The sequence below is a fragment of the Curtobacterium sp. PsM8 genome (assembly GCF_030433875.1).
GTDB lineage: Bacteria > Actinomycetota > Actinomycetes > Actinomycetales > Microbacteriaceae > Curtobacterium.
In genome coordinates this window covers 1-23,233 of sequence record NZ_JARUXD010000056.1, presented here as the reverse complement: position 1 = coordinate 23,233, position 23,233 = coordinate 1, and the positions used below count along the sequence as shown (strand labels likewise).

Here is a 23,233-nt window from a genome sequence, read left to right as displayed (position 1 = left end):
CCCCCCCCCCCCCCCGCGGGGGGGGGGGGGGGGCCCCCCGCCCCCCCCCCCCCCCCCCGTCCGGTGGTCCGACCGTCCCGCACGCCGGCGGGCTGGCGACCGCCGGGCCGGCGCTCAGCGCGCGGCGACCGCCTGCTGCGCGGCCGTCTCGGCGGCGACCCACGCGAGCATCCCGCACTTCACCCGCATGACGAACTTCGAGACCCCGTGGAACGCGACGAGGTCCTCGAGCACGTCCTCGTCCGGCTCGCCGACACCGCGGGAGCGCATCATCGTGCGGAACTCCTCGGTCAGCGCCAGCAGCTCCGGCACCGTCCGCCCGACGGCCATGTCGGTGAGGACCGAGGCGGAGGCCATCGAGATCGAGCAGCCGTCCCCCTGCCAGGCGACCTCGGCGATGCGGTCGGTGCCGGGCTCCAGCCGCACCCGCACGGTGATCTCGTCACCGCACGTGGGGTTCCGCTCGAAGTGCTCGGCGTCGGCGTGCTCGAGCGGGCCGTCCCCGTGCCGGGCCTTGGCGTGGTCCAGGATGACCTGCTGGTACAGGCTGTCGAGGCTGTTCACGAGGCGTCCTCGGCGTCGGCACCGAAGTACCCGCGGATCTCGGCGACGGCGGTGACGAAGCGGTCGACGTCCTGCTCGGTCGTGTACACGTACGTGCTCGCCCGGCTGGTGGCGGTCAGGCCGAGCCGGCGGTGCAGCGGCTGGGCGCAGTGGTGGCCCGAGCGGACGGCGATGCCCTGCGCATCGAGGTACTGCGACACGTCGTGGGCGTGCACGCCGTCGACCACGAACGCGGCCAGGCCGCTCCGGGCGACCCCGGCGGGCGGGCCGACGACCGTGATGCCCGGCACGGTGGCCAGCCCGGTCAGCATCCGCTGCGCCAGGTGTTCCTCGTGCGCCTGGACGCGCCTCATGCCGATGCGTTCCAGGTAGCGGACGGCCTCGGCGAGCGCGACGGCCTGGGACACCGGTTGGGTGCCGGCCTCGAAGCGCTCGGGGGCCGGCATGAAGTCGGTGTGCTCCATCGTCACGGTCGTGATCATCGAGCCGCCGGTGCGGAACGGGGGCAGCGCGTCGAGCATCTCCTGGCGGCCCCAGAGGACGCCGATGCCGTTCGGGCCGAGCATCTTGTGCCCGGAGAACGCGGCGAAGTCGACGTCGAGCGCACGGACGTCGAGCGGCCGGTGCGGTGCGGACTGGCAGGCGTCGAGGACGACGAGGGCACCGACGGCGTGCGCGGCGGCGACGACCTCGGCGACGGGCGCGATCATGCCGGTGACGTTCGAGACGTGCGAGATCGCGACGACCCGGGTGCGGTCGGTGACCAGCGCGAGGGCGTCGGCCGCGGTCCAGCAGCCGGCGTCGTCGACGGGCACCCAGCGGAGCGTCGCACCGGTGGCCACGGCGAGCTCCTGCCACGGCACGAGGTTGGCGTGGTGCTCGGCCTCGGTGACCAGGACCTCGTCCCCGACACCGAGTCGGAAGCGGTCGGCCTCGGGGCCACCACGGCCGGCACTGGCGTTCCGGAGACCGTACGCGACGGTGTTCAGCGCGTCGGTGGCGTTCGCCGTCCAGACGACCTCGGACGGGCTGGCGGCGCCGATGAACCGGGCGACGGTTGCTCGGGCGTCCTCGTAGGCGTCGGTGCTCAGCGCGGCGAGGGTGTGCGCTCCGCGGTGCACGGCGGCGTTGTCGTGCTCCAGGAAGCGTCGCTCGGCGTCGAGCACCTGCACGGGTCGCTCGGCCGTGGCTCCGGAGTCGAGGTAGGCCAGGGGCTGCCCGTTCACCTCTTGCTGCAGGATCGGGAAGTCGGCCCGGATGCGGGCGACCTCGTCCTCGGTGAGCGGTTCGACGGTGTCGTCCGTCGGCGCTGGTGCAACGATCGTCACGGTGCTGGCCCTCCTGTGCGTCTCGCGGGAGACAACCCGTCAATCGTGGTCGTTCTTCCCGGTGACGTCCAGTCGGACCAGCACCGCGCGGTCGTCGTGCGGCTGGCGCTACTCGTTGCCGATGCGCTTGTCGGCCTCGTCGCGGGCCTTGTCGATCTTGTCGTCGTACTTGCCGCCGGTGGCCTTCTTCACGGCGTCGGCGACGCCGTCGAACACCTTGTCGCTGACGCCTTCGGCCTTCTCGCTCTTGAGCGCGTCCTGCACCTTGCCGTCCTGCAGGAAGGACTGGGCCTTCTTCGCGATGTCGTCGAACCCCGCCATGACCGGCTCCTCACTTCGCCGCGGCGCCTGGTGCCCCGCGTCCTGGCGCCGATGCTAACCACCGAACGTGTGCTCGGTCCGGCTCAGGTCATCTGGGCGCTGCGGCGGCGGGCCAGGACGTACGCGACGGCGACCGACCCGCTGACGGCCAGGAGGGACGGGATGAGGATGTCGGTCCCCTGCTGCGTGAACTCGACGACGAGCACGAGAGCGGTGAAGGGGGCCCGCATGGTGGTGGCCAGGAACGCGGCCGCGCCGATGAACGCGAACGAGGCGATGCTGCCGCCGTCCACCGGCCAGAGCAGCAGCCAAGCGGCGCCGAGGAACCCGCCGAGCGCGGACCCGATCGCGATCGACGGGGTCAGGGTGCCACCGACCGCGCCGGCACCGATCGTCGCGGCCGTCGTGACGGTCTTGAGCAGGCCGAGCACCAGCAACGCCAGGAGTGGTGCCATGCCGAGCAGGGTCGGGCCGTCCAGGTCGGCGTTCATCGCGGCGATGCCGAGGGCCCGGCCGTTGCCCATCACCTCGGGGAACGGCACCGCGACCAGTCCGACGAGCGCGAAGACGACCGGCAGCACCACGAGGAGCTTCCACCCGGTCGGGGCGATGCCCTGCAGCCGGTTCGTGGTCTTCACGAACCCGACACCGGCGAACCCGAGCAGCGGCCCGACGACGACCGCCCAGACCAGCAACGACGGCGAGAGGTGCATCGCGGGCACGTGGTAGAGCACCTCGTCCGGGATCACGAGCCGGGCGACGAACGCCGCGACCGCACTCGTCGCGAACGCGGGCAGGGCGGTGGCCAGAGTGAGCTCGCCGAGCAGGACCTCGACCGCGAACAGGGCGCCGCCGAGCGGGACGTCGTAGACCGCCGCCAGGCCGGCAGCCGCACCACAGGCCACGAGCACCTTCGTCTCACGACGACTCAGGCCGGCCCGGACCGTCAGCAGCTGGGCGGCCCAGGCACCGATCTCGCGCGGTGCGACCTCTTTGCCGATCGAGGCACCGAGCCCGACCGCCAGGATCTGCACGCCCGCGTTGCCGAGGGTCACCAGGGACGGCATCCGCTTGCCGCCGACCGCCGCGGGCACGCCGACGACGGGTCGACCCCAGCGTCGGATCGCCCACCACGCCACCGCGGTGAGGACGCCGGCGGCCAGCACCGCCAGGAGCCGGTTCAGCCCGGAGGGTGCGTCGGCGGCCTCGTGGTGTCCGGCGAACGGGTACCCGAAGGCGACGAACTGGATGAGCTGGAGCGCGAGCCACACGGCGATCCCCGCGACACCGCCGGCGACGCCGACGAGCGCGGTGACGACGGCGAGTTTCAGCACCCAGGCCGGGCTGGCGTGACCGTTGTGTGGCATGTCGGCAAGCGTAGTGGGAGCGCTCCGCTGAGACGATCTGGAGGCCTGGCCCGCCACCGGCGGACCGGTCCCGACCTGCGGGTGGTGATCCGGGCCTCCCGGCCTGGTGGTCAGACGGCCGTCACGCGGAACGGCACCACCGTCTCGGGGAACGTCATCGGGGCCTGGACGCCGACCACCTCGAGCGCGCGGCCCGAGAAGACGCGGTCGCCCGACCACCACGGTGCCGGCTCGAGGCCGGGCACGTCGCCGATGACGAGCGGGTCGACGCGGTACCGGGTCTCCGGGTCCAGACCACGGAACGTGATCCGACCGCGCGGGCTGACCTCGGACCGGCCGACGACGGCCAGGAAGAACAGCGCCTGCCGGCGGTCCGGCGCGACCGACCCGTAGACCAGCTGCGTGTCGTCCGCCTGGTCGACCCGGACCAGGTCGCCGCCGTGCAGCAGCGGACGGACCTGCTTGTAGGTGTCGATCCACCCGGTGAGCTCGCGCTCCTCGGCCTCGTTCGCCCGTGCCAGGTCCCACTCGATGCCGAGGTGCCCGTACAGGGCGGTGCCGGCGCGGAAGGCCAGCGTGTGCTGCCGTCCGGTCGTGTGGTTCGTGCCGCTGGCGATGTGCGATCCGAGCATCTCGGCGGGCAGCAGCTGCATGGTCCACCGGTTCATCTGCTGCCGCTCGAGCGGGTCGATGCAGTCCGAGGTCCAGACACGGTCGGTGTGCTCGATGACGCCGAGGTCGACGCGGCTGCCACCGGACGAGCACGACTCGATCTCGAGCGCGGGGAACCGTTCCTTCAACGTCGCCATCAGCCGGTACGCGGCGAGGGTCTGCTCGTGCACCGCGGCACCGGCGCCGCGGGTGCCGGCCTCGACCAGGTCGCGGTTGTGGTCCCACTTGACGTAGTCGACGCCGACCTCGCCGATCACCGCGGTCAGTCGTTCCAGGACGTACTCGTACGCCGCCGGGATCGCCAGGTCGAGCACCTGCTGGTTGCGGGCCCGGACCGGCAGCCGGCCGTCCGCCTGCATGATCCACTCCGGGTGCTCCCGGGCCAGGTCACTGTCCTCGTTGACCATCTCCGGCTCGAACCAGAGGCCGAACTCCATGCCGAGCGCCCGGACGTGGTCGACGAGCGGGGCGAGCCCGTCGGACCACACGTCCTCGTCGACGAACCAGTCCCCCAGGCCCGCACGGTCGTCGCGGCGACCCCGGAACCAGCCGTCGTCGAGGACGAAGCGCTCGACGCCGATCCGGGCCGCACGGTCGGCCAGGTCGGTCAGGCGCGCCAGGTCGTGGTCGAAGTACACCGCTTCCCAGACGTTGATCGTCATCGGGCGGGGGCGGCTCGGGTGCTGCGGGCGCTGCCGGAGCCAGTCGTGGAAGCGGCGGGCCTGCGCGTCGAGGCCGTCCCCGTAGGCGCCGTAGACCCACGGCCCGGAGTAGGTCGCGTCGCGCTCGAGCCGGACCTCGCCGGGCAGGAGCAGTTCGCCGCCGCCGACGACCTGGTGTCCGTCGCTGACCCGTTCGGCGTGGTGGCGGTGGTTGCCGCTCCAGCCGACGTGCACGCCCCACACCTCACCGCTCGCGAAGCCGAACCCGGGCGTCCCGACGCTGAGCACCGTGGCGGCGTCCGGACCGGTCCGGCCACGACGGCCCTCGCGCTGGTGGGTGCCGACGACGAGCTCGTGGCGCTGCGGGGTGCGCTCCTTGCCCCAGCGCCCGGCGAAGTCCAGGACCTCGCGGGCCCGGCCGGGGACGGGGAGTGCGACGGTCAGGTCGTCGAGCGTGTAGGTGCCGTCGGCGGTGTTCGTCACCGCGGCGCGCAGACGGACCAGGCCCGACACGAGCATCTCGATCTCGAGGCGGAGCGCCAGCCCGGCGACCGCGTCCGCGGCGTCCACGACCAGGCGCTGCAGTGCACCCACGTCGCCGGTCCGGGTGACGTCCGAGACCGTGAACGCCGGCGACCAGTCGGTGCCGTCGCGGTGTCCGACGAGGCCGGGACGACCCGTCCAGCCGGTGTGCGCCTCCGGCACCACGCTGAGGCGGACGGCGACGTCGGGCGTGCTCGGCTGCAGCGGCAGGACGTCGGCCTCGGCGAGCGCGGTCAGTTCGGCGTCCGACAGCTCCCCCAGGGCGGCACCCCAGTGCACGACGGCGGGCAGGCGGCCGTCCGAGCAGTCGAGCACCAGAGACACGCCGGCGGCGCTCAGGTGGACGGGGACGGTGGGGAGCTGCGACATCGGGTCTCCTCGGTGCGGACGGACGGGGACGAGCCTCCCGGTCCCGGGCGGTGCGCCGCAACCCGACGCGCTGGTGCACTCAGAACCAGCGGCTGGTGCACTCAGAACCAGCGTTTGGCCTTGAACACGGCGTACAGGACCGCGGCGAACAGCACCATCGCCAGGATCGAGAGCGGGTAGCCCCAGGTCCACGACAGCTCGGGCATGTGCGTGAAGTTCATGCCGTAGATCGCCGCGATGAGGGTCGGGGCGAACAGGATCGCCGCCCAGCCGGAGATCCGCTTCGTGTCGTCGTTCTGCTTCTGCGCGGCCAGGGTCGAGTCGACCGTCAGCGCGTTCTGCAGCAGCTGCCGGAACGTGTCCAGGCGCTCGACGACCCGGATGGCGTGGTCCAGCACGTCACGGAAGCGTCGCTGCAGCTCGACCGGCAGGTGGTACTTCTCGGCGCCGCGGTGCAGGTCCTCGATCATCCGGATGAGCGGTCGCGCTGCCCGCTGGAAGTCGACGACCTCGCCGAACAGTTCGTAGACGCGGCGGGACACCCCGGCGGAACCGGAGAACAGCTGTCCCTCGATCTGGTTGATGTCCTCCTCCAGGCCGTCGATGACCGGGCGGTAGTCGTCCACGATCGAGTCCATCAGCGCCCAGAGCTGCGCCTGCGACCCGGCGGTGACCAGGCCGGGCTTGCCGCTCATCCGCTGCAGCGCGCGCGGGACGGTGCCCGGGCCGCGCGGGTCGGCCTGCACGACGGCCAGGAAGAAGTCCTGGCCGACGAAGGCGTGCACCTCGCCGAACTCCACCTCTTCCTCGGCGTCGCGGTACACGGCGGGCTTCAACACGGCGAAGAGGGTCGAGCCGTACCGTTCGAGCTTCGGACGCTGGTGCCCCTCGGCGGAGTCCTCGACCGCCAGCTCGTGCAGCCCCAGGGCGACGGCGACGTCCCCGAGCTCGACCGCGTCCGGCCGGTCGAGCACGATGCACGCGGAGGCTCCGTGCTCCTCGATCATCCGGAAGCTGTCGTCGAGCGAGTGGCTCGCCGTCGGAGCGATGCGGTCCACGTACACGGTGTTCAACTCGACGGTCACGGCACCACCGTACGCACCCTGGGCAACGGGTGGGCGAACGACGGCGGGAGGGCGTAGCGTCCAGGTCCTCAGCATGCTGACGAAAGGAACGACCATGCGGTGGATGCGGAAGATCGTGATCGCGGTGAGCGCCGTCGTCGCCGTGGTGGGCTCGTTCATCGGGTCCGGCGCGGCCGGCGGCACCCCGATCGCCGAGGCAGCGGACGGCGCACTGTCGGCCTCCTCGACGGCGATCGCCCCGGGCGGCCCGGCTTTCGGGATCTGGAGCGTCATCTACGTCGGGCTCATCGCGTTCGCCGTGTGGCAGTTCCTCCCCCGCACCGCCGACCGCGCCCGCCACGACCGGCTCGCCGTGCCCGCGACACTGTCCCTGCTGCTCAACGCGGCGTGGATCCTGTCCGTGCAGTTCGGGTACCTGTGGCTGAGCGAATCGATCATCGTCGCGCTGCTCGGCGTGCTCGCCTGGGCCTTCGTGGTACTCCGGCGCACGCGGCCGTCGGGTCGCCTCGAAGCGGTCATCACCGACGGCACGTTCGGGCTCTACCTCGGCTGGGTGTGCGTCGCGACGGCGGCGAACACGGCCGCGGTCCTGACGGCTGCGGGCTTCCGCGGGTTCAGTCTCGGGCAGGACGTCTGGGGCGTCGTCGTCGCGGCGGTCGCCGGCCTGGTCGGAGTCCTCGTCGCCGTGACCGGACGTGGGCGGATCTCGCCGACGCTGTCGCTCGGCTGGGGTCTGGCCTGGGTCGCGGTCGCCCGCCTCGACGGGCCGCTGGTCTCGGTGCCGACCGCCGTCACCGCCGTCGGTGCGACCGTGGTGGTCGTCGTGGTGACGCTCGTGGCCCGCGCGCGGGCTGGCTGGGCGGCACGTCCGGCCGCACTGCGCGCCGCCTGACCCGGCGAGAGCGGAGGCCCGGCGCGGGCCCGGGCACGGGCACGGTCGGGAGGCGCGCCTCACCCCGCCCCGCCGCCGGGCCCCCGGCAGGCTCAGCGCCCGGCAGCCACCAACCCGTGTGCGGCAGCGACGGCCTCGTTCGTGACCTGCCCGGCGTGCACGTTGAGGCCGAGGGCGAGGGCCGGGTCCGCGTCGAGCGCCCGCTCCCACCCCTGGTCCGCGATGGCCACGGCGTACGGCAGCGTCGCGTTCGTCAGCGAGATCGTGCTGGTGCGGGGTACCGCTCCGGGCATGTTCGCCACGCAGTAGTACACGGCGTCGTGCACGCGGAAGGTCGGGTCGTCGTGCGTGGTCGGCCGCGAGCCCTCGAAGCACCCGCCCTGGTCGATCGCGATGTCGACCAGCACCGAACCGGCTCGCATGTCGGCGACCATCGCGTCGGTGACGAGCTTCGGCGCCGAGGCTCCCGGGATCAGCACCGAACCGATGACCAGGTCGGCGTCCGCCACGGCCGCGGCGATGGCGAGCGGGTTCGACCGGAGCGTCGTCACCCGGCCGTCGAAGCGCGCGTCGAGGGCCCGGAGGCGCGGCAGGCTGATGTCGAAGACGGTCACCTCGGCACCCATCCCGAGCGCGATCGTCGCCGCGTGCTCCCCCGCGACCCCGCCGCCGATCACCACGACCCGACCCTTCGGCGTGCCCGGGACGCCACCGAGGAGCAGGCCTCGACCACCGGTCGCGCGCATCAGGTGGTGCGCCCCGACCTGGGCGGAGAGCCGACCGGCGATCTCGGACATCGGCGACAGCAGCGGCAGCGACCGGTCCGGCAGCTGCACGGTCTCGTAGGCGATCGCGGTCGCACCGGACTCGACGAGCGCCGAGGTCAGCGAGCGGTCGGCGGCCAGGTGCAGGTAGGTGAAGAGCACCTGCCCCTCGCGGATCAGCGGGTACTCGGACGCCACGGGTTCCTTGACCTTGAGCACCATCTCGGCCTGGTCCCAGACCTGGCGCACCTCCGCCACGACGGTGGCACCGGCTGCGGTGTACTCGTCGTCGGTGAACGCCGATCCCGTCCCGGCACCGGCCTGCACGAGCACCTGGTGTCCGTGCAGGGTCAGCTCGGCGACCCCGGCGGGGGTGGCTGCGACGCGGAACTCGTTGTTCTTGATCTCGGTGGGGACGCCGATGCGCATGACGGACTCCTTCGTGGGCAGTTGCTCGGTCCCACCATTCAGCCGCGTGTTCGTCGTGACCGGGGTCAGACCGAACGATCACCCGTCTCCCCGGAGTTCGGTGTCACGGCGTTCGGTACCACGGCGCGTGAGACCGCTCCCACCGAACGCAGCACGGCACGCCGGCCGGCTGCGATCAGCGACGCAGGCGCGAGCGAAGGGTGTCGCTCGGCAGCTCGCCGAAGCGGGACCGGAACGCGGCCGAGAACCGGCCGAGGTGCCCGAAGCCCCACCCGCGGGCGATGTCCGCCACCGAGGTCTCGTCGCGCTCGGCCCGCCGCAGGTCCTCGCGCGCACCGTCGAGCCGCACCGAGCGGAGCAGTTCACCGGGGGTCTGGTCGAGGTGCCGACGGAGCGACTGCTGCAACCCGCGCGGGCTGAGGCCGGCGGCCGCGGCGATCTCCGGGGTGCCGATCGGCTCACGCGCGTGGGCGTGCACGTAGTCGAGCGCACGACGCAGGCGTTGGTGTTCCGGTCCGGTGCCCGAGACGGCGGCACGCCAGGTGCTGCGTCGCGGGAACGCCCGGACGGCAGCGGTCGCGAAGGCCTCGGCGATGTCCCGGCGCGCGACGGCGGAGAGCTCGTTGTCGACCTGCAGCCACGTCGACGAGTGCCGACGGACGGTTTCCTGCCAGACGCGCAGTCCCTCGGGGTCGGGTCGCTCGAGCGGTTCGAACGCGAAGGTCTCGTCGCCGACCAGGTCGGTGAGGAACTTCCGGTCCAGGTGCACGAGGTTCAGCCCGATGTCACGGTGGTGCAGGTCGTAGACCTCGGACGGCAGGACCATCGGCACCCCCTGCACCAGGTCGACGGAGCGCCCCTTGAACGTGATGGTGCTGCTGCCGCTGCGGAGCCACGCGACGATGACGTCGTCGGACTGGCTCTGGCTGCGCAGGTCGACACCGAACCGGGAGGTCCGGAGCGACATCCGCTCGTCGGTGACCCCGGCGAAGTCCCAGAGCGTGTCCGGGCGGGTGCGTCGGATGACCGGGGCCGTGAGGTCGTAGTCGGCGGTGAAGAACGCCATGGCCTGGTCGATGTCGGTCCCCGCGAGCCGGCGGTAGGAGCGGGTGTCCTGCCGCGGCACGGCTCGGGGCCGCTCGACGCTGCCGGATCGGCCGACACTGCCGGATCCGCGGGCGACGGACGGACCGGCTTCGGGAGAGAGCACCATGCTCCGACGGTAGATCAGGCCACCGACATCCTGGCCGGTCCGTCCACCCCAGAAGCGGGGACACGACCCGGGTTCCCCCGTCCGGGCTCCGGTCACCGGTCAGTTCTGCAGGATGGCCTGCCCCACGCTCTCGTCGAGGATCAGGTCCGTCACGAGCCCCGCCGCCAGGGCTCCGCGGAGCGACGCCGCCTTGCCCCGCCCGGCGACCACGCAGATCCGCCGCGGTGCGCGCTTGATCGTGTCGAGGTCCGGCGCACCGGCCCGGGCGTTCACCCCGATGTCCTTCCACGACCCGTCCGCGCGGTAGAAGACGGTCGAGACGTCGCCGACCACCTGCGCGGTGACGAGCTCCTCCTGGTCGGACGGGTCCAGGTACCCGCCGGAGTAGACGTGCGAGGGCACCGGGGCCTGCGGGGCGCCGACGCCGAACACGACGACGTCCATCCGTTCGTGCAGGTCGAGCACGCGGCGGATCGAGCGCTCCCGGAACAGCGCGGCCTTGGTGGCGGGGTCGTCGAAGAACGCCGGCACCGGGAACTGCTGCACGAGGGCGCCGTAGGCCTCGCCGAACCGCCGGAGGATCTCGGAGGCGTAGACGATGCCCGTCGTCCGGGTGTTGGCCGCGCCGTTCACCTGCACGATCGTGGAGCCGTGCGTGGTCTTCGGCACGAGGTACCGGCTGACCGCGCTGACCGTCGACCCCCACGAGATGCCGATCACCATGTTCGACTCGATGTACTGCGTCAGGATCCGCGCGGCCGACAGGGCGACCCGCTCCAGGCGGTCGACGTCGCTCGTGTGGTCCGGCACCGGTACGACGTGGGCGTGCACGCCGAAGCGGGCACGGATGCTGCGGCTGAGCGCGGCGGCCTGGTCGAGGGGCGAGCGGATCTGGATGTCGACGAGTCCGGTGTCCCGCGCGTACTTGAGCAGACGGGACACCGACGAGCGGGACGTGCCGAGCTCGTCGGCGATGGCGTCCATCGTCAGGTCCTGCAGGTAGTAGAGGTGTGCGGCCCGCAGGGCCTGCTGGGTGCGCACGGGCTGGGCGGCATCGCTCATGGACCGAGCATGCACGGACGTGCACGACCTCTGCAACCCCGTCCGCGCCTCCCGTCCGCACAGACGCACCACGGGACGCCAGGCGCGACAACGGTTCTGCACGTCCGTGCACGCAGGTTGCCCACGCGTTCGGACGAGCGCACGATCGATGGAGTACCAACGAACCGACCCCAGAAAGCGATGCGAACGACCATGTCGAAGAAGACGCAGCCCAGGAACACGGTCACCGCCCTCACCGGACGCCCGAACGCACAGGTCCTCATCGTCGGTGGTGGCATCAACGGCATCGCCACCTTCCGCGACCTCGCCCTGCAGGGCGTCGACGTCGCCCTCGTCGAGCGTGGCGACTACGCCTCCGGCGCCTCGGCCGCGTCGAGCCACATGATCCACGGCGGCATCCGCTACCTCGAGAACGGCGAGTTCCGCCTGGTGCGCGAGAGCGTGCAGGAGCGCAACGGCCTGATCCGCATCGCCCCGCACTACGTCAAGCCGCTGCAGACGACGATGCCGATCTTCTCGACCTTCTCCGGCATCATGAACGCCCCGCTGCGCATGCTGACGCACAAGCAGCGCTCCACGAAGGAGCGCGGCGCGATGCTCATCAAGATCGGCATGACGATCTACGACTCGTTCTCCCGCGACGGCGGCTCGGTCCCGAAGCACGTCTTCCGCACCAAGAAGGCCGCGCTGCAGGACATGCCGGCCCTGAACCGCGACCTCAAGTACACCGGCACCTACTACGACGCCTCGGTCCACGAGCCGGAGCGCCTGGCGCTCGACGTGCTCAAGGACGGTCTGGCCGCCAGCACCGGCACCGGGTCCGACGCGACCGCCCGTGCGACCAACTACGTCGAGGCCGCCGGCAGCCGCGACGGCGGCGTCCTGCTCCGTGACCGCGAGACCGGCGAGGAGTTCGTGTTCACCGCGGACGTCGTCGTGAACGCCTCCGGCCCCTGGACCGACCTCACCAACGAGGCGTTCGGTGGCGAGACGAAGTACATGGGCGGCACCAAGGGCTCGCACATCGTCGTCGACAACCCCGAGCTCCTCGAGGCGACGAAGGGCCGCGAGCTGTTCTTCGAGAACAACGACGGCCGCATCGTCCTCATCTACCCGCTCAAGGGCCGGGTCCTCATCGGCACGACCGACATCGACGCCGACCCGTCCGAGCCGGCCGTCTGCACCGAGGAAGAGGTCGACTACTTCTTCGGCCTGGTGAAGCACGTCTTCCCGCAGATCGAGCTGGGCCGCGACCACATCGTCTACCGCTACTCGGGCATCCGTCCGCTCCCCCGCCACGAGGACACCGCCCCCGGGTTCGTGTCGCGTGACTACCGGATCGTCGACACCCCGATCGCGGGTCTGCCGAAGACCACGGTCCTGTCGCTCGTCGGTGGCAAGTGGACGACCTTCCGTGCCCTCGCCGCGCACCTGTCCACGGACATCACGACGAAGCTCGGCGTGACCCGCAAGGTCGACACGTCCGGCATGCCGATCGGCGGTGGCAAGGACTTCCCGACCACCGACGGGCAGCGTGCGCTGTGGATCAAGTCGCACCGTGACGGCCTGGCGTCCGAGACGGTCGACCGTCTGCTCGAGCGCTACGGCACCCGTGCCGCCGAGGTCGTCGACGTCCTGGTCACCGGCCCGGTCGAGCCGCTCGAGTCCGACGGCACGATCACCCGCGGCGAGGTCCGGTACTTCGCCGAGCGTGAGCAGGCCGTGCACCTGATCGACGTGGTGCTGCGCCGCACGAACCTCGCGTTCGTCGGTGGCGTCACGATCGACCTGCTCGACGAGCTGGCCGACGTCATGGCCGAGACCCTCGGCTGGACGACCGAGGAGCGCGCGGACGAGATCCAGCGCACCCTCGACGTCCTCCGCGAGTCGCACGGCGTCATCGTGCCGCTGACCTCCGCGTCGCAGCTCGCCTGACCCCTCTCGAAACGCAACCTGGGCGGTTCTCCGCAGCGACACCACGCTGCGAGGAGCCGCCCAGGTTGCGTTCCGCGAGGTCCGCGGGGACCGCGGGGCGGACGGGAGGCGCGGGGCGCGTCCGTCAGAAGCGCTCGCCGGTCGGGTCCTGCGCGCCCAGGTCGGCGAGGTCGTCACCGCCGATCGGCTCCCCCGCCCAGTCCACGAGGCGCCAGCCGTCCGCGGTCGATCCCTCGAGCTCGACGACGCCGGTGTTCTCCAGGTGCCGGTTCCGACCGAGGTCGGCCGGCACGTTCTGCGCGGTCACCGCGGCCCAGATCCGGATCGCCGCGCCGTGGCTGAACGCCGCCGCGACCTCGGCCCCGGTCGCCTCGATCTGCTGCACGGCGTCGTCGTAGCGGGCGAAGAAGGCGTGCCCGTCCTCGGCGCCCGGCATCCGCTCGTCGCGGTCCCCCGCCGTCCAGGCGTAGGCCGCCGCCAGGTAGCTCTGCACCGACACGGTGTCCCGCTTGCCCTGCAGGTCGCCGGCCTCGATCTCGCGGAGGCCGGGCAGCACCACGGGCTCGAGGTCGAGCGCCCGGGCGAGCGGCGCGGCGGTGATCTGCGTCCGCACCATGGACGAGGTGAAGAGCCGCTCGATCCCCCGGTCGCCGAGGGCCGCGGGCAGCGCCTCGGCCTGCTCCTGCCCGAGGTCGGTCAACCCGGGTCCGGGCACCTCGGCGTCGAGCAGGCCGGTCACGTTGGCAGGGGTCTGTCCGTGGCGGACGAGGAGCAGTCGCATGCCCTCACCCTACGGATCGACCCGGACGTCACCCCTGCCGGGTGTTCCAGCGCGGGTTCTTCTTGTTGATGACGTAGACGCGTCCGCGGCGGCGGACGATCTGCGATCCGGGGATCTTCTTCAGTGCCTTGAGCGAGTTGCGGACCTTCACCACGAGCCTCCTTGTTGAGAACGGTTTTCATGTACCGTACTGCACATGTCGACCGTCCCGATCACCCTCGTCTCCGCGCTCCACGACGCCGATGCCGCTCGCGTCGCCTCCCGGCTGTCGGACGGCCACCGCATGCACGCCGCGGGCAGTGCGCTCGCAGCCGCCCGTGCGGTCGCGGACCGGGCGGACCACCTGGCCGAGGTCTGCGGTCCCGACGCCCGGCACTCCCTCGTCGTCACGCTGCCGGCGTGGGGTGACGCCCGGGCGGTGGCGATGATGCTGGCGAACGCGGCCCGCGCCGAGACCGGGGACGACCGGGTGATCGACCACGTGGTGTCGGTCCTCCGTGCGGGCGACGTCGAGCACCTGCTCTGGTCCGGCGTCGACGACGCCTTCGTCGCCGCGGAACGGCTCGCGGCCCTGGTCGAGTACGCGACCGTCATCGTGCTCCAGGGCACCGAACGCCTGCCGGTCGCCCGCCGCCGGGCCCTCGTCGCCGTCGTGCACCGCTGCGCACCGCAGGCCGTCGTGCTCGCCGACGTGCGCCTCCGGAGCGCCGACGACCTGCCGGCGTCGAACGGTGCCGCCGCGCGCGTCCTGGCCGGGGCGGCGGGCTGGATGCTCGCCCTGTCGACCGACCACGACCTCCGGTTCCGGCACGCCGACGGCCTGACCGCCTTCCGCTACCGCGACCCGCTGCCGTTCCACCCCGCGCGACTGGCCGACGTCGTCGAACACGACCTGGTCGCGGGCCCACAGGGCCGGGTGCTGCGGTCGCGCGGGTTCTTCCGCCTGGCGTCGCGACCGGACCACGTCGGCTCGTGGTCGAGCGTCGGCGCGATGCTCGCCCTGGACCCGACCGCGAACCCGTCCTGGGACGAGGACGCCCCGATCGGCCAGGCGCTCTGGTTCGTCGGCGAGGGGCTCGACGTCGACCGACTCAGCCGCGCCCTCGACGGGGCGCTCATCACGCCGTCGGAACTGCTGGCCGGCCCGGACCTCTGGCGGTCCTGGGCCGACCCGTTCCCGGTCTGGCCGGCACTCGACCGCGGCGAGTGACGCCGCAGCGCGCGGGGCTGCGAAACACCGGTGTTCGTCTGTCGAACACCCGCAGGTCGCGGTGTGACGGACGAACACCGGTGTTCTGCTGGGGCGCCGGACCGGACGGGAGGCGCGGGTCAGCGCCCGCGCTCGCCCGCCGGCACCGGGGTGACCGCGTCCACGACCCCGAACGGCAGGTCGCCGAGGTCCAGGTGGGGGTTGGTGTCCTGCGTGCGCACGAGCTCGCGGGCCTCGTCGCTGGTCTCCACGGCGGGCATCGAGCCGGGCAGCGGGCGCTGCGAGGACTCCTTCATGCAGAACACCCCGACCGCCCCGAGGACGCTCGTCGCCATGAGGAAGTACGCCGGTGCCAGCTCGTTGCCGGTCGCGTCGAGGAGCGCCTGCACGATGAGCGGCGTCGTCCCACCGAACACGGCGATGGCGATGTTGTACGCGAAGCCCATGCCGCCGTACCGCGTCGAGGTCGGGAAGAGCGCCGGCAGCGACGCCGCCTGGTTCGACACCCAGAGCGCGGTCATCAGTGCGAGCAGCGCCAGACCGAGCAGCGTCGACCACTGCTCGCCGTGGCCGATGAGCATGAACGCCGGCAGCACGAGCACGATCGTCGTCGCGGCGCCGATCCACATCACCGTGCGTCGACCGAGTCGGTCGGACAGCCGTCCGGTCAGCGGGAGCATCAGCGCCAGGAGCACGAGCACCGGGATCGTCAGCAGGGTGCCGTCGATGGCGGAGTAGCCGAGCGAGTCGGTGAGGTACGTCGGCATGTACGAGGTCAGGGCGTAGCCGACCGTGTTCGACGCGGCGACGAGCATCACGGCGATGACGATGGGGCGCCAGTACTGCCGGACCATCGCGAACACCGTGGCCGGTCGGCCCTCGGCGTCGGCACGGGCCTCGGTCGACGCCTCCTGCGCCGCCTGGGTGGCCTGGAACACCGGGGACTCCTCGATGCGCAGGCGGAAGTAGACGGCGACGACGCCGATCACGCCGGCGAGCAGGAACGGCAGCCGCCAGCCCCACGCGGTCATCGTCTGCTCGCCCAGGATGATCTGCAGGACCGTGACCACGGAGGCGCCGAGCGCGAAGCCCATGTAGCTGCCGAGGTCTAGGAAGCTGGCGAAGAACCCACGGCGGCGGTCCGGGGCGTACTCGGTGATGAACGTCGTGGCCCCGGCGTACTCACCGCCGGTCGAGAAGCCCTGCAGCAGCTTGAGCACGACGAGCAGCACCGGCGCCATCACGCCGATCAGCGCGAAGTCGGGCAGCGCACCGATGAGCACGGTGGACGCCGCCATCATGATGAGCGTCGTCGCCAGGACCTTCTGGCGGCCGATGCGGTCCCCGAGTCGCCCGAAGACGATGCCGCCGAGGGGGCGGGCGATGTACGTCGCCGCGAACACCCCGAGGCTGAAGAGGACCTGCACCCCGGGCTCGGCCGTCGGCAGGAACACCCGGCCCATCGTGACGGCGAGGTAGCCGTACACGCCGACGTCGTACCACTCCATCGTGTTGCCGACCACCATGCCGCCGACCGCCCGGCGCATCATGCCCTTGTCGACGACGGTGACGTCGCTCTCGCGGAGGCGACGAGCAGGCCTGCGCCCGGGCCTCCCGGACGACCGGTCACTCCGTCGTGACCCGTCCTCCCGGATGTCGGGGCGCTCGGTACTGCTGGGGTCGGAACCCATCCGTCTCTCCTCTGGTCCGCTCGGCCGGTCGTTCCGGCCTGGAAGCAACAGCCGACGACGTTACCGAGCGACTGCAATGTCATCCAGCGGAGACTGCCAGGTTCGCCACTGTCACCCGGACGGGGGTCATGCCCGATCAGCAGCCCCGTGCGGATCGGGCGGGACGGTCACATCCTGGTAACTTCTCGCCGTGGCGATCGAACCGGACACGAAGAACTGGACCTGGGTCATCGAGTCGGCCTGCCCGGACTGCGGCTTCGACGGCTCGGCCGTGACGATCCGCGAGGTCCCCGGCCTCATCGACGCGAACACCGCCGGGTGGCCGGAGCAACTCCGGCGCGACGACGTGCGGCAGCGCCCGGACGACGCGACCTGGTCGCCGCTGGAGTACGGCGCACACGTCCGCGACGTGCACCGGAAGATGACCGAGCGCCTCGAGCTGATGCTCGCCGAGGACGACCCGCTCTTCCCGAACTGGGACCAGGACGCGACCGCCGTCGCCGAACGCTACGACGAGCAGGACCCGGCGACGGTCGCCGAGGACCTGCGGGCCGCGGCTCGTCGGGCCGCGCAGGCCTTCGCCGGTGTCCGTGACGACCAGCTCGAACGCACCGGGCGGCGCACCGACGGCAGCGGCTTCACGGTCGCGACGCTCGCGGTGTACTACGCCCACGACCCGGTCCACCACCTGTGGGACGTGCGGCGCGCGCGCTGAGTGATCCGGGCCTCCCGGCCGGCGACGACCGCAGACGGCCGGCCGCACACCGCCGCCGACCGTCGTCAGGCCAGTGCGTCGAGGAGCGCTCGGGCGGTCGCCGCGTCGGTGACCAGCTCGTTGACCAGACGTCCCCGGACGGCGCTGATGATGCTCGGCACCTTGACCGCACCGACGGCGACGCCGACCGCGTGCGGCACGGCGGCCAGGACCTCTCGTGAGGTCCGCACCATCCGGTCGCTGCCCGGGAACTCGATCGGCTCCCCGTCCGGCCCGGTGAAGTTGAGGCAGACGTCGCCGGTCGCCCGGTCGAAGACGTCGTCGTCGACCGGCAGCCCGCGGGCCATCGCGTCCCGGGTCACGACCGGCGCACCGATGCCGAGGATCGCGCCCTTCGCCCGGGTCCAGAGCCCGACGACGTGCTGGAACGCCGGGTCCTCGTCCAGGGAGGCCCGCAGCGCTTCCGACGGCAGGGCCTGCGCGAACAGGAAGGTCGGGATCGCCCCCGAGCGCTCCGCGGCCGCTCGGGTGATCTCGTTCGTCTGGAACCACTGGTTCGGGTCCGCCTGACCGCCGACGGTCGGGACGAGCTGCACGCCCGGCATCGGCGGCATCGCCCCGTGCGCGATCGCGTGCACCGTGCTGCCGGACGACATCAGGACGGCGTCGCCCGGGGCCAGGCCCATCGCCGCCACCGCGGCGGCGACCGGCTCGGCCAGGTCCACACCGAGGGTCGCAGCGTGCGTGACGGCCGCCAGGTGCACGGCCTGCAGACCGAGCACCACCTGCAGTCGTTCGGCCAGGGCGACGGTCTCGTCCTGGAAGGGGTCGACGACCTCGATCCGGACCAGTCCGGCGCGACGGGCCTCGGACACCAGCCGGCTCACCGTCGGGCGGGAGACCCCGAGGCGCGTCGCGATCTCGTTCTGGGTGGCGTCCTCGAGGTAGTACATCCGCGCGGCCTGGTACACGGTGTCGAGCGGGAACCGGGAGCGCTGGGCCTCGGAGACCGTCACCGACGTCGGCTGCTCGGGCGTGGCCGGGACGGGGACCGACGGGCCGGCGGACGCAATGCTGTCGGAGGACGCAGTGCTGTCGGACATCGAGCGCAGGCCTCCCGGGGTGTGGTGCCGTCGACCGGGCGGGCGGACGACACGGTGATCGTAGCGCCGGACGGCCGCACGTCGGCTGCCCGTGACCCCCGGCAGAGCACAGCGTTCTGTCGGTTGTCGGACGTACCGTGCTCGAGACTCCGATGCGCTCCACAGCGGGGTCCGACGTTCCATCGAGGGGATCCACCCATGAAGAAGTCCGTCTGGCTGCCGGCCCTGATCGCACCCGTCGTCGTGGCCGGTGTCGTCGCCGCTCCCGTCATCGCGCAGGCCGCGTCCACCCCGATCGCCGGGGACCACCCGACCGCGGCGGCCGTCATCGCCAGCATCGCGAAGTCCTCGGACGAGCGGTACTCGGGCAAGCTCTCGCAGACGAGCGACCTGGGCCTGCCGGAGCTCCCCACCGGTGCCGGCGGGTCCTCGCTCGAGGGCAACGCCTCGGACGCCCTCAGCCTGCTCACCGCGTCGCACACCGCCCGTGTCTACGTCGACGGGGCGAGCAAGCAGCGCGTGCAGGTGACGGAGCAGCTCGCCGAGCAGGACCTCATCCGCAACGGCAGCACCGTGTGGACGTGGGACTCGAAGCAGCGCGCCGCGACGAAGACCACGCTGCCCAGCCGTTCCGCCCAGACCCCGGGCAGCGGCACGGCGACGCCGACGGACGTCGCGGAGCAGGCCATCGACGCGATCACGCCGACCACCACGGTCTCGAAGCCCGTCGCGACCTCGGTCGCCGGGCACGACGCCTGGCTGCTGACCCTGACGCCGAAGTCCTCGAACACCCTGGTGGGTCGGGTCCAGCTCGCCGTCGACCAGCAGACCGGGCTCCCCCTCCGCGCGTCCGTCACCGCCGCCGGCAAGCAGGACCCCGCGTTCCAGGTCGGGTTCACCAGCCTCGACTACGGCGCCCCGGCCGCGCGTCTTTTCGACTTCACCCCGCCGACCGGTGCGGACGTCAGCACGAAGGACCTCTCCGGCGCCACGCCGGGCTCCGGTGCGCGGCACCACGGCGCCGGCAGCGCCGAGCGCCCGACCGTCTCGGGCAGCGGCTGGGACACCGTCGTGGCCCTCCCCGCGGGCAGCGCCGACCAGGCCGGGCTCGACGCGGACGCCTCCGGTCTCCTCGACCAGCTCACCACCGCGGTCGACGGCGGTCGTGCCGTCCAGGCCTCACTCGTGTCGGTCTACCTGACCGACGACGGCCGGGTCCTGGCGGGCGCGGTGCCGGTGTCGGCCCTGGTCGCCGCGGCCAAGTGACGACGACGCCGACCGGCACCGACAGCGCCGTCAGCACGGACCTCGCCGTCCGCACGGACCTCGCCATCCGCACCGAGGGACTCCGCAAGGTGTTCCACAAGCAGCGCGCGGTGGACGGCATCGACCTGGCCGTCCCCCGTGGGTCGGTCTTCGGGTTCCTCGGACCGAACGGCTCCGGCAAGACCACCACGATCCGGATGCTCCTCGGGCTCTCGAGCGCGACCGGCGGCTCGATCGAGGTGCTCGGCGAACCGATGCCCACGGCCCTGCGCTCGGTGCTCCCCCGGGTCGGCGCGCTCGTCGAGGGTCCGGCGTTCTACCCCTACCTGTCGGGACGCGCGAACCTGTCCCGGTTCGACGCCGCCGACCCGACCTCGGACCCGCGCAGCCGGAAGGAACGGGTCGCGTCCGCCCTGGACCGAGTCGGCCTGACCCACGCGGCCGACAAGAAGGCGCACGCGTACTCGCTCGGCATGAAGCAGCGGCTGGGCCTGGCGAACGCCCTGCTCACCCCGCGCGAACTCCTGGTGCTCGACGAGCCGACCAACGGCCTCGATCCGCAGGGCACCCGCGAGGTCCGCAACCTCATCCGCTCCCTGGCCGACGACGGCACCACGGTGTTCGTGTCGAGCCACCTGCTCGCCGAGATCGAACAGGTCTGCACGCACGCCGCCGTGATGCGGACCGGGCAGCTCGTCGCGCAGGGCACGCTCGACGACCTGCGCTCCGCCGGTGCCCGCACCGTGACGGTCCGCACCCCCGACGTCGGGCAGGCCGCGGTCGTCCTCGGCCGCCTCGGCCTGGCGCCACGACGGGACGGCGGCTCGGACGTGCTCGTCGCCGACCTGGTCGCCGACGTCGAACCGGAGACCATCACCGCCGAGCTCGTCCGTGCCGACGTCCGGGTCCGGGGGCTCGCCGTCGGCGGAGGGACGCTCGAGGACCTCTTCGTCGCACTCACCGGAGAGGGATTCGATGTCGCCGGCTGACCCCACCCCGACCACCGCCGAGCGCCCGGCGACGTCCGGCAGCGCCGAGGGCGGCACCGCCCCGGCACGACGGACCCGTCCCTTCGCCCTGCTCGGCTCCGAACTCGCGCTCGTCTTCCGGCGTCGCCGCACCTGGGCGATGCTCGGAGCCCTGGCGGCCGTGCCGATCCTGATCGCCGTGGCCGTCCGACTGACCACCGGCGAGGACAGCGGCGGCCCGGCGTTCCTCGGCGACATCACGAACAACGGTCTCTTCGTGGCGTTCACTGCGCTGACCGTGTCGATCCCGCTGTTCCTGCCGCTCACGGTCGGCGTCGTCGCGGGTGACACCGTGGCGGGCGAGGCGAGTCACGGCACCCTGCGGTACCTGCTCGTCGCGCCGACCGGCCGGGTGCGGTTCATCCTGGTGAAGACCGCGGGAGCGATCGCCTTCTGCCTCGCCGCCACCCTGCTCATCGTGCTCGTGGGAGCGGCGATCGGTGCCGTGCTGTTCCGGATCGGCCCGGTGACGCTGCTGTCCGGCACGCAGGTGGACGGCTGGTCGTACGCAGCCCGTGCACTGCTGCTCGCGCTCTACGTCACCCTGTCGATGCTCGGGCTCGTCGCGATCGGCTTGTTCGCGTCGACCCTGACGAACGTGCCGGTGGGGGCGATGGCCGCGACCGTGGTGCTCGCCGGCGTCTCCCAGGTGCTCGACCAGCTGCCACAGCTGGACTGGCTGCACCCGTTCCTGTTCTCGCACCTGTGGCTCGGCTTCGGCGACCTGCTGCGCGACCCGATCTCGTTCGACTCGTTCGGCAGCAACGCGCTGCTGCAGCTCGGCTACCTGGTGGTGTTCGGGGCGCTGGCGTACGGCCGGTTCGCCAGCAAGGACATCCTCAGCTGAACGGACGAGGACGTCCCCACCGCACGGTGGGGACGTCCCCGTCCGGCAGCAGGGTCCGCGCGACTCAGCTGGTCGAGACCGCGCCCTCGGCCCCGCGGGACGCCGGGGACCCGCTCGCGAGCGTGCCGTCGGCCTTCTCCTCCGCGTACTGGTCGCGCAGGTCACGCGCCTTCTCGGACCGGTACCAGTCCTGCCGTGCGCCGGTCTCGACGGGCTGCATGCCGACGACGACCTTGCCGCGCGAGTGCATCTCGGCCAGGTCCTCGTAGGCGTCGACGATGTACTCGAACGGGTAGAAGCCCGAGATGAGGATCTGCACGCGGCGGTCCTCGACGGCCTTCGCCAGGAAGAGGATGAGCTCCTTCGCCTCCGGGTCGGACGCCGGGGCACGGAGGAACCGCAGTTCGGCGTCACGCCGGGCCTCGGACGAGACGAACCGCTTCTCGTCGACGCCCAGACGGAGGGCGAGCTCGTGGGCGGATTCGTCGCCGTGGTTGTCGATGAACGCGGTGACGGGCCGGCCCTGGGCGATCTCGGTGATCCGGGCCTCCTCACCGTCCCCGTAGGCGACGGGCAGGATGCCGATCTGCCGCAGGTAGTCGTGGTTCCGCGGGCTGCCGAGGCCGATCACGGTCGCACCGGCGTCGCGGGCGAGCTGGCACTGGATGTGTCCGACACCACCGGCGGCGGCGCTGATGACGACGGTGTCGCCGGGTCCCAGGCGGAGCTTCCGGACCACGTCGACGGCGGTGCAGCCGGCCAGGTACAGGCCGCCGGCGACCTCCCACCCGACGTGTGCGGGCTTCATGACGACGGCTTCGCGGGGCACCACGACCCAGGTCGCGTGCGAGCCGCCCTCGGGCGCGTGGCCCATGACCTCGTCGCCGACGCGCAGGTCCTTGACGCCCGCGCCCCGGGCCCGGACGATGCCGGCGAGGTCGACGCCCTGGCGGGCCGGGAACTCGACCTGGATGTGGTCCTGCAGCTTGCCCTCGCGGAGGAACCGCTCGATGTGGTTCAGGCCGGCGGAGATGACCTCGACGACCACCTCGCCGGGTCCGGGCGTGGGTCGCTCCTGTGGCACGACCTCGACCACGTCGAAGTCGCCGTACCGCTCGTACTGCACTGCGCTACCAGTTCGCATGTCACCCTCCTCGGGACGTCGTGCGTCCGTCCTACTCGCCTCCGGCACGGCTCCGTCCGCGGATGTGGGGTTCTCGCAGGGAGCGGTCCGGATCCTGAGGACCCGTCGGGACGGGTCGGTACCCGCTGGGGACGGGCCGGACGGGGGGGCCCGGGGGGGGCGCCCCCCCCCCCCCCCCGGCGGGCGGGGGGGGGGGGGGGCCCGCCGGCGGGGGCGGGGGCCCGCCCCCGGGGGGCCCGCCG

At 72.4% G+C, this 23,233-nt stretch carries 21 protein-coding genes; 7 read left to right on the top strand and 14 right to left on the bottom strand.

Annotated elements, in window-relative coordinates; all coding sequences use genetic code 11:
• Positions 1–114 precede the first annotated feature (114 nt).
• The 6 genes from sufU to QCD68_RS12890 all read right to left on the bottom strand — a co-directional run bounded on the left by sufU (position 115) and on the right by QCD68_RS12890 (position 6,911).
• Complete coding sequence (sufU, locus tag QCD68_RS12915) at positions 115–564, bottom strand: Fe-S cluster assembly sulfur transfer protein SufU (protein ID WP_221851407.1); 450 nt, start codon at positions 562–564, stop codon at positions 115–117.
• Positions 561–1,892, bottom strand: a complete 1,332-nt coding sequence (locus QCD68_RS12910; protein ID WP_301223284.1) for a SufS family cysteine desulfurase — start codon at positions 1,890–1,892, stop codon at positions 561–563. The genes sufU and QCD68_RS12910 overlap by 4 nt, the downstream gene beginning before the upstream one ends.
• A 108-nt stretch (positions 1,893–2,000) precedes the next feature.
• Positions 2,001–2,213, bottom strand: a complete 213-nt coding sequence (locus QCD68_RS12905) for an antitoxin (protein WP_111074725.1) — start codon at positions 2,211–2,213, stop codon at positions 2,001–2,003.
• An 83-nt stretch (positions 2,214–2,296) separates the two neighbouring features.
• Positions 2,297–3,580 carry a chloride channel protein gene (locus tag QCD68_RS12900; RefSeq protein ID WP_301223283.1) on the bottom strand — a complete coding sequence of 428 codons (1,284 nt, stop codon included), beginning with the start codon at positions 3,578–3,580 and terminating at the stop codon, positions 2,297–2,299.
• Positions 3,581–3,690: 110 nt separating this feature from the next.
• Positions 3,691–5,826: an alpha-galactosidase gene (locus QCD68_RS12895; RefSeq protein ID WP_301223282.1), complete on the bottom strand. Its 2,136-nt coding sequence runs from the start codon at positions 5,824–5,826 to the stop codon at positions 3,691–3,693.
• 101 nt (positions 5,827–5,927) lie between these two features.
• Positions 5,928–6,911, bottom strand: a complete 984-nt coding sequence (locus QCD68_RS12890) for a magnesium and cobalt transport protein CorA (protein ID WP_253464013.1) — start codon at positions 6,909–6,911, stop codon at positions 5,928–5,930.
• Positions 6,912–7,014: 103 nt separating this feature from the next.
• Between QCD68_RS12890 and QCD68_RS12885 the strand changes: the two genes are divergently transcribed.
• A complete protein-coding gene (locus QCD68_RS12885) occupies positions 7,015–7,803 on the top strand; it encodes a tryptophan-rich sensory protein (protein WP_301223281.1) in 789 nt (262 codons plus the stop codon).
• Positions 7,804–7,895: 92 nt separating this feature from the next.
• On the opposite strand, the gene ald is transcribed toward QCD68_RS12885, so the two are convergent.
• The 3 genes from ald to QCD68_RS12870 all read right to left on the bottom strand — a co-directional run bounded on the left by ald (position 7,896) and on the right by QCD68_RS12870 (position 11,271).
• Positions 7,896–8,996, bottom strand: coding sequence for an alanine dehydrogenase (gene ald, locus QCD68_RS12880; RefSeq protein WP_301223280.1), 1,101 nt, complete (start codon positions 8,994–8,996; stop codon positions 7,896–7,898).
• A 175-nt stretch (positions 8,997–9,171) separates the two neighbouring features.
• Positions 9,172–10,209, bottom strand: a complete 1,038-nt coding sequence (locus QCD68_RS12875) for an AraC family transcriptional regulator (protein WP_301223279.1) — start codon at positions 10,207–10,209, stop codon at positions 9,172–9,174.
• 99 nt (positions 10,210–10,308) lie between these two features.
• Positions 10,309–11,271: a sugar-binding transcriptional regulator gene (locus tag QCD68_RS12870; RefSeq protein ID WP_111074730.1), complete on the bottom strand. Its 963-nt coding sequence runs from the start codon at positions 11,269–11,271 to the stop codon at positions 10,309–10,311.
• 192 nt (positions 11,272–11,463) lie between these two features.
• Between QCD68_RS12870 and QCD68_RS12865 the strand changes: the two genes are divergently transcribed.
• Positions 11,464–13,206 (top strand): glycerol-3-phosphate dehydrogenase/oxidase, encoded by a 1,743-nt coding sequence (locus QCD68_RS12865; protein WP_301223278.1) that lies wholly within the window; start codon positions 11,464–11,466, stop codon positions 13,204–13,206.
• Positions 13,207–13,330: 124 nt separating this feature from the next.
• Here the strand turns inward: QCD68_RS12865 and QCD68_RS12860 are convergent, their stop codons facing one another.
• Positions 13,331–13,987 (bottom strand): histidine phosphatase family protein, encoded by a 657-nt coding sequence (locus tag QCD68_RS12860; protein WP_301223277.1) that lies wholly within the window; start codon positions 13,985–13,987, stop codon positions 13,331–13,333.
• 28 nt (positions 13,988–14,015) lie between these two features.
• The gene (gene ykgO, locus QCD68_RS12855; protein WP_111074819.1) at positions 14,016–14,138 is read right to left on the bottom strand and encodes a type B 50S ribosomal protein L36; all 123 of its coding nucleotides are present in this window, start codon (positions 14,136–14,138) and stop codon (positions 14,016–14,018) included.
• A 45-nt stretch (positions 14,139–14,183) separates the two neighbouring features.
• On the opposite strand from ykgO, the gene QCD68_RS12850 reads away from it, so the two are divergent.
• A complete protein-coding gene (locus QCD68_RS12850; RefSeq protein WP_111074733.1) occupies positions 14,184–15,197 on the top strand; it encodes a GTP-binding protein in 1,014 nt (337 codons plus the stop codon).
• Between the two features lie 119 nt (positions 15,198–15,316).
• Here the strand turns inward: QCD68_RS12850 and QCD68_RS12845 are convergent, their stop codons facing one another.
• Positions 15,317–16,888: an MFS transporter gene (locus QCD68_RS12845; RefSeq protein WP_301223276.1), complete on the bottom strand. Its 1,572-nt coding sequence runs from the start codon at positions 16,886–16,888 to the stop codon at positions 15,317–15,319.
• Between the two features lie 190 nt (positions 16,889–17,078).
• Between QCD68_RS12845 and QCD68_RS12840 the strand changes: the two genes are divergently transcribed.
• Positions 17,079–17,603 carry a DinB family protein gene (locus QCD68_RS12840; protein ID WP_301223275.1) on the top strand — a complete coding sequence of 175 codons (525 nt, stop codon included), beginning with the start codon at positions 17,079–17,081 and terminating at the stop codon, positions 17,601–17,603.
• Positions 17,604–17,668: 65 nt separating this feature from the next.
• Here QCD68_RS12840 and QCD68_RS12835 read toward each other — a convergent pair whose 3' ends face one another.
• Complete coding sequence (locus tag QCD68_RS12835; protein ID WP_301223274.1) at positions 17,669–18,706, bottom strand: sugar-binding transcriptional regulator; 1,038 nt, start codon at positions 18,704–18,706, stop codon at positions 17,669–17,671.
• 198 nt (positions 18,707–18,904) lie between these two features.
• On the opposite strand from QCD68_RS12835, the gene QCD68_RS12830 reads away from it, so the two are divergent.
• From QCD68_RS12830 to QCD68_RS12820, 3 genes are read left to right on the top strand one after another with little or no spacing between them, the layout of a single operon-like run.
• The gene (locus tag QCD68_RS12830; protein WP_301223273.1) at positions 18,905–19,972 is read left to right on the top strand and encodes a LolA family protein; all 1,068 of its coding nucleotides are present in this window, start codon (positions 18,905–18,907) and stop codon (positions 19,970–19,972) included.
• The gene (locus QCD68_RS12825) at positions 19,969–20,961 is read left to right on the top strand and encodes an ABC transporter ATP-binding protein (RefSeq protein WP_301223272.1); all 993 of its coding nucleotides are present in this window, start codon (positions 19,969–19,971) and stop codon (positions 20,959–20,961) included. Before QCD68_RS12830 ends, QCD68_RS12825 begins: the two co-directional genes overlap by 4 nt.
• Complete coding sequence (locus QCD68_RS12820; protein ID WP_301223271.1) at positions 20,948–21,847, top strand: ABC transporter permease; 900 nt, start codon at positions 20,948–20,950, stop codon at positions 21,845–21,847. The genes QCD68_RS12825 and QCD68_RS12820 overlap by 14 nt, the downstream gene beginning before the upstream one ends.
• Before the next feature lie 64 nt (positions 21,848–21,911).
• Here QCD68_RS12820 and QCD68_RS12815 read toward each other — a convergent pair whose 3' ends face one another.
• The gene (locus QCD68_RS12815) at positions 21,912–22,991 is read right to left on the bottom strand and encodes an NADP-dependent oxidoreductase (RefSeq protein WP_301223270.1); all 1,080 of its coding nucleotides are present in this window, start codon (positions 22,989–22,991) and stop codon (positions 21,912–21,914) included.
• Positions 22,992–23,233 lie beyond the last annotated feature (242 nt).

What these genes read in the sequence shown, in the direction of transcription:
- QCD68_RS12905 (WP_111074725.1), bottom strand. Translation starts at nt 2,213, where the DNA reads ATGGCGGGGTTCGACGACATCGCGAAGAAGGCCCAGTCCTTCCTGCAG.
- QCD68_RS12900 (WP_301223283.1), bottom strand. Translation starts at nt 3,580, where the DNA reads ATGCCACACAACGGTCACGCCAGCCCGGCCTGGGTGCTGAAACTCGCC.
- QCD68_RS12895 (WP_301223282.1), bottom strand. Translation starts at nt 5,826, where the DNA reads ATGTCGCAGCTCCCCACCGTCCCCGTCCACCTGAGCGCCGCCGGCGTG.
- QCD68_RS12885 (WP_301223281.1), top strand. Translation starts at nt 7,015, where the DNA reads ATGCGGAAGATCGTGATCGCGGTGAGCGCCGTCGTCGCCGTGGTGGGC.
- ald (WP_301223280.1), bottom strand. Translation starts at nt 8,996, where the DNA reads ATGCGCATCGGCGTCCCCACCGAGATCAAGAACAACGAGTTCCGCGTC.
- QCD68_RS12875 (WP_301223279.1), bottom strand. Translation starts at nt 10,209, where the DNA reads ATGGTGCTCTCTCCCGAAGCCGGTCCGTCCGTCGCCCGCGGATCCGGC.
- QCD68_RS12870 (WP_111074730.1), bottom strand. Translation starts at nt 11,271, where the DNA reads ATGAGCGATGCCGCCCAGCCCGTGCGCACCCAGCAGGCCCTGCGGGCC.
- QCD68_RS12865 (WP_301223278.1), top strand. Translation starts at nt 11,464, where the DNA reads ATGTCGAAGAAGACGCAGCCCAGGAACACGGTCACCGCCCTCACCGGA.
- QCD68_RS12860 (WP_301223277.1), bottom strand. Translation starts at nt 13,987, where the DNA reads ATGCGACTGCTCCTCGTCCGCCACGGACAGACCCCTGCCAACGTGACC.
- QCD68_RS12850 (WP_111074733.1), top strand. Translation starts at nt 14,184, where the DNA reads ATGTCGACCGTCCCGATCACCCTCGTCTCCGCGCTCCACGACGCCGAT.
- QCD68_RS12845 (WP_301223276.1), bottom strand. Translation starts at nt 16,888, where the DNA reads ATGGGTTCCGACCCCAGCAGTACCGAGCGCCCCGACATCCGGGAGGAC.
- QCD68_RS12835 (WP_301223274.1), bottom strand. Translation starts at nt 18,706, where the DNA reads ATGTCCGACAGCACTGCGTCCTCCGACAGCATTGCGTCCGCCGGCCCG.
- QCD68_RS12830 (WP_301223273.1), top strand. Translation starts at nt 18,905, where the DNA reads ATGAAGAAGTCCGTCTGGCTGCCGGCCCTGATCGCACCCGTCGTCGTG.
- QCD68_RS12820 (WP_301223271.1), top strand. Translation starts at nt 20,948, where the DNA reads ATGTCGCCGGCTGACCCCACCCCGACCACCGCCGAGCGCCCGGCGACG.
- QCD68_RS12815 (WP_301223270.1), bottom strand. Translation starts at nt 22,991, where the DNA reads ATGCGAACTGGTAGCGCAGTGCAGTACGAGCGGTACGGCGACTTCGAC.